The sequence below is a fragment of the Emticicia sp. C21 genome (assembly GCF_003418935.1).
Lineage (GTDB): Bacteria > Bacteroidota > Bacteroidia > Cytophagales > Spirosomataceae > Emticicia.
Genome location: NZ_QVMT01000027.1, coordinates 1 through 5,269, shown reverse-complemented (window position 1 = coordinate 5,269; position 5,269 = coordinate 1). Strand labels below are relative to the sequence as shown.

Sequence of the window (5,269 nt, the reverse complement as noted above, 5' to 3'; positions counted from 1 at the left end):
TATTACAAAAGTTGATGTAAAATGTAATGGGGGGAATGATGGTAGTGCGACAGTAACTGCAACAGGAGGAACAGCACCATATACTTATAGCTGGTCACCAAGTGGTGGCACAGGCGCAACAGCGAATAACTTAACGGCCGGAACTTATACGGTAATCGTAACAGACAAGAACAATTGTAAAGTAACTGCGACCGTGACGATCACTGAGCCGGCGAAACTAACAGCAAGTATTACAAAAGTAGATGTAAAATGTAATGGCGGTAACGATGGTAGTGCCACAGTAACTGCAACAGGAGGAACAGCACCATACACTTATAGCTGGTCGCCAAGTGGTGGTACAGGTGCAACAGCCAATAACTTAACAGCCGGAACTTATACGGTAACCGTAACAGATAAGAACAATTGTAAAGTAACCGCGACAGTGACGATCACTGAGCCGGCTAAGTTGACCGCTTCAATTACAAAAGTAGATGTAAAATGTAACGGCGGGAATGATGGTAGTGCGACAGTAACTGCAACAGGAGGAACAGCACCATACACTTATAGCTGGTCGCCAAGTGGTGGCACAGGCGCAACAGCCAATAACTTAACAGCCGGAACTTATACGGTAACCGTAACAGACAAGAATGACTGTAAAGTAACCGCGACAGTAACGATCACTGAGCCGGCGAAACTGACAGCCAGCATCACGAAAGTAGATGTAAAATGTAATGGCGGTAACGATGGTAGTGCCACAGTAACTGCAACAGGAGGAACAGCACCATACACTTATAGCTGGTCGCCAAGTGGTGGTACAGGTGCAACAGCCAATAACTTAACAGCCGGAACTTATACGGTAATCGTAACAGATAAGAACAATTGTAAAGTAACCGCGACAGTGACGATCACTGAGCCAGCTAAGTTGACAGCTTCAATTACAAAAGTAGATGTAAAATGTAATGGGGGGAATGATGGTAGTGCGACAGTAACTGCAACAGGAGGAACAACACCATATACTTATAGCTGGTCGCCAAGTGGTGGCACAGGCGCAACAGCCAATAACTTAACAGCCGGAACTTATACGGTAACTGTAACAGATAAGAACAATTGTAAAGTAACCGCGACAGTAGTGATTACTGAACCAACTCCACTTACTTTATCTGGAATAGGTACAGATGTAAAATGTAATGGAGATGCTAATGGTACCGTAACTTTAACAGCGGGCGGTGGTACACAACCAGATAGATATAGCAAGGATGGAATTACATTCCAGAACTCAAATATCTTCAATAATCTGTCAGCAGGTATGTATACTTTCACAGTAAAAGATGCGAACGATTGTATCAAAACGACAATAGTTGAAGTGAAACAACCGGATGCATTAACAGCAACTCCATCTAAAACGGATGTAACCTGTTATAACGGACACGACGGATCAGCGACTGTGAATGTTTCTGGTGGTACTGCACCGTATACATATTTGTGGAGTAATAATGCAACTACGCAAACAATATCTGGATTAGCAACAGGTACTTATAGTGTTATAATAACAGATGCTAAAGGTTGTAAAACAACTGTTATTGGAATTATTGTCTCTCAACCTGCTGCCTTAGTTCCAACTATCAATTCTAACTCTCCGGTTTGTGAAGGTGGAATCATTGAGTTAACTGCAGGTGGTGGTTCAGGTTATTCATGGAAAGGCCCTAACGGTTATACTTCAAGTGTTCAGAATCCGGTTATTAATCCGGCGACAACTTCGCACCAGGGAGTATATACTGTAACTGTAACTAATGCTAGCGGCTGTACAGGAACCGCAACTACTTCAGTTACAATTAAAACTTTACCAAAAATCACTTCTTCTAATGCCTCTGTTTGTGAAGGTGAAGATTTAACATTCTCAGCACCTGATTTTGGAGTGGGAGCGACTTATCTATGGACAGGTCCAAACGGCTTCTCTCAAGGTGGTAGAACAGTTACAATTACTAATACAACTTTGGCCAACGAAGGAGTATATACCATAACGATAACGAAAGACCTTTGCTCAACAAGTGGTACTGTAACGGTGGATGTTAAAGAAAAACCAACTCCTCCTACAATCAAGGTTGACGGACCGGATACCATTTGCGATAATACCCCAGTTAAATTAACAGCAACAGGCTGTACGGGTGGAGTAGTTAGATGGTCGACAGGTCAGATGGGAACCTCAATTACAGTATCTACTGAAGGCACTTATACAGCAACTTGTAAAGTAGGCGATTGCTCAAGTAATGATTCTAATAGTATAATTATCAAGAAAGGTAATAAACCTGACAAGCCGCTTGTTTCAACAGACAAAGAAATTTGTTGTGACGGAGCAACTGCAACTTTAACGGCATCGGGTTGTAACAATGGTACTTTATTATGGAGCACCGGAGCAACAACAAGTACTATTCAGGTATCGGTTGCAGGAACCTATACTGTAACATGTTCAAATAGTTGTGGAACAAGTTCAAATTCTACACCGATTGTGATTCGTACGGGTACTTCTCCAACCACACCAACGATTTCTACTGACAAGAATCAGATTTGTGGTAATGAAGTAGCAACCTTAACAGCAACAGGTTGTAACGGAAAAGTGCTTTGGAGTAATGGTACTACAGGAACTATGATTACAGTAAGTGTTGCAGGTACTTATAGTGCAGTATGTAATAATATTTGTGGAACAAGTGGCACATCTAATATCATAACAATAGATAGAGGTACCCCTCCAACTCCTCCAACAGTGACACCATCAACCAGTAGTATCTGTGCGGGAGCGAGCGCTACTTTAACAGCTACAGGTTGTAGTGGAACAGTAGTATGGAGCAATGGCGTAACAGCTACAAGTATTACAGTAACTGCAACGGGTACTTATAGTGCAAAATGTATTGACATTTGCGGCACTAGCAGTGCATCGAATATAGCTACAATTACACCAAGCGATAGTCCGACTACACCTATCGTAGCTAGCGACAAAGCTATGTTATGTATTGGTCAGACAGCAATTTTAACAGCAACCGGATGTAATGGTACAGTAGTTTGGAATAATGGTGTAACAGCTACCACTATCACAATAACTGCTCCGGGAACTTATACCGCTACATGTACTACAGTTTGTGGCACTAAGGATAAATCAATAGAGATAAAACCAGGTACTCCGCCAGCCGCACCGACAGTAACAGCGGACAAAGAAATCTGTTGTACAGGACAGACAGCGACGTTAACAGCAGCAGGTTGTACAGGCACAGTAACCTGGAACACAGGAGCGACAGGTAATACCTTGAAAGTAACTACCTCAGGTACATATACAGCGACGTGTAAAAATGAGTGTGGTGAGGGTACTTCATCAACCCCAGTGGTGATTAAGACATTACCAACACCAACGACGCCGACGATTACTCCAGACAAGACAACAGTTTGTGGTACTGAGACGGCAACATTGACAGCAACAGGTTGCAATGCTACTTTGAAATGGAGCACAGGAGCGACCACAAGTACAATCGTAGTAGGTGCAGGCACCTATACCGCTACTTGTGAGAACCTTTGCGGTGTGAGTCCTGTATCGAATGTAGTGGTGATTAAGACAGGTGACAAACCAAATGCACCGAGTATATCAGCTAGCGACACTAACTTGTGTGATGGCGCAAGTGCAACGTTGACAGCAACGGGTTGCACAGGTACAGTAACATGGAGTAATAATGCAGTGGGCACAAGTATCACAGTAACGACATCGGGTACTTATACAGCAACCTGTAGCAATAGTTGTGGAACAAGTGATGCATCGAATGCAGTGATTATCACAACCGGAAGCAAGCCAACAGCACCGACAGTAACAGCAGACAAAGACATCTGTTGTACAGGTCAGACAGTAACCTTGACAGCCGCAGGCTGTACAGGTACAGTAACCTGGAATACAGGAGCAACCGGAAGTACATTGACCGTAACAGGTTCAGGCACCTATACAGCGACTTGTAAGAATGCATGTGGTGAAGGAACGTCGTCAACACCAGTGGTGATTAAGACTTTACCAACACCAACAACGCCAACGATTACCCCAGACAAGACAACAGTATGTGGTACTGAGACGGCAACATTGACAGCAACAGGTTGTAATGCAAGCTTGAAATGGAACACAGGGGCGACAACAAGTACAATCGTAGTAGGTGCAGGTACCTATACAGCTACTTGTGAGAACCTTTGCGGTGTGAGTCCTGTATCGAATGTAGTGGTGATTAAGACAGGTGACAAACCAAATGCACCGTCGATTGTAACTAATAACAATAATTTGTGTGATGGCGCAAGTGCGACGTTAACAGCTACAGGCTGTACAGGCACAGTAATCTGGAGCAATAATGCAACAGGCACAAGTATCACAGTAACTGCATCGGGAACATATACAGCGAATTGTGTGAATAGTTGTGGAACAAGTGATGCATCGAATGCAGTGATTATTACAACCGGAAGCAAACCAGCAGCACCAATAGTAACAGCAGATAAAGACATCTGTTGTACAGGTCAGACAGTAACCTTGACAGCCGCAGGCTGTACAGGTACAGTAACCTGGAATACAGGAGCAACCGGAAGTACATTGACCGTAACAGGTTCAGGCACCTATACAGCGACTTGTAAGAATGCATGTGGTGAAGGAACGTCGTCAACACCAGTGGTGATTAAGACTTTACCAACACCAACAACGCCAACGATTACCCCAGACAAGACAACAGTATGTGGTACTGAGACGGCAACATTGACAGCAACAGGTTGTAATGCAAGCTTGAAATGGAACACAGGGGCGACAACAAGTACAATCGTAGTAGGTGCAGGTACCTATACAGCTACTTGTGAGAACCTTTGCGGTGTGAGTCCTGTATCGAATGTAGTGGTGATTAAGACAGGTGACAAACCAAATGCACCGTCGATTGTAACTAATAACAATAATTTGTGTGATGGCGCAAGTGCGACGTTAACAGCTACAGGCTGTACAGGCACAGTAATCTGGAGCAATAATGCAACAGGCACAAGTATCACAGTAACTGCATCGGGAACATATACAGCGAATTGTGTGAATAGTTGTGGAACAAGTGATGCATCGAATGCAGTGATTATTACAACCGGAAGCAAACCAGCAGCACCAATAGTAACAGCAGATAAAGACATCTGTTGTACAGGTCAGACAGTAACCTTGACAGCCGCAGGCTGTACAGGTACAGTAACCTGGAATACAGGAGCAACCGGAAGTACATTGACCGTAACAGGTTCAGGCACCTATACA

1 protein-coding gene is annotated in these 5,269 nt (G+C 43.7%); it reads left to right on the top strand.

What is annotated here, in order from left to right; translation table 11 throughout:
* Positions 1-5,269 (top strand): Ig-like domain-containing protein (locus D0T08_RS27335; RefSeq protein ID WP_199538241.1); only part of this gene is annotated, 5,269 nt, incomplete at both ends.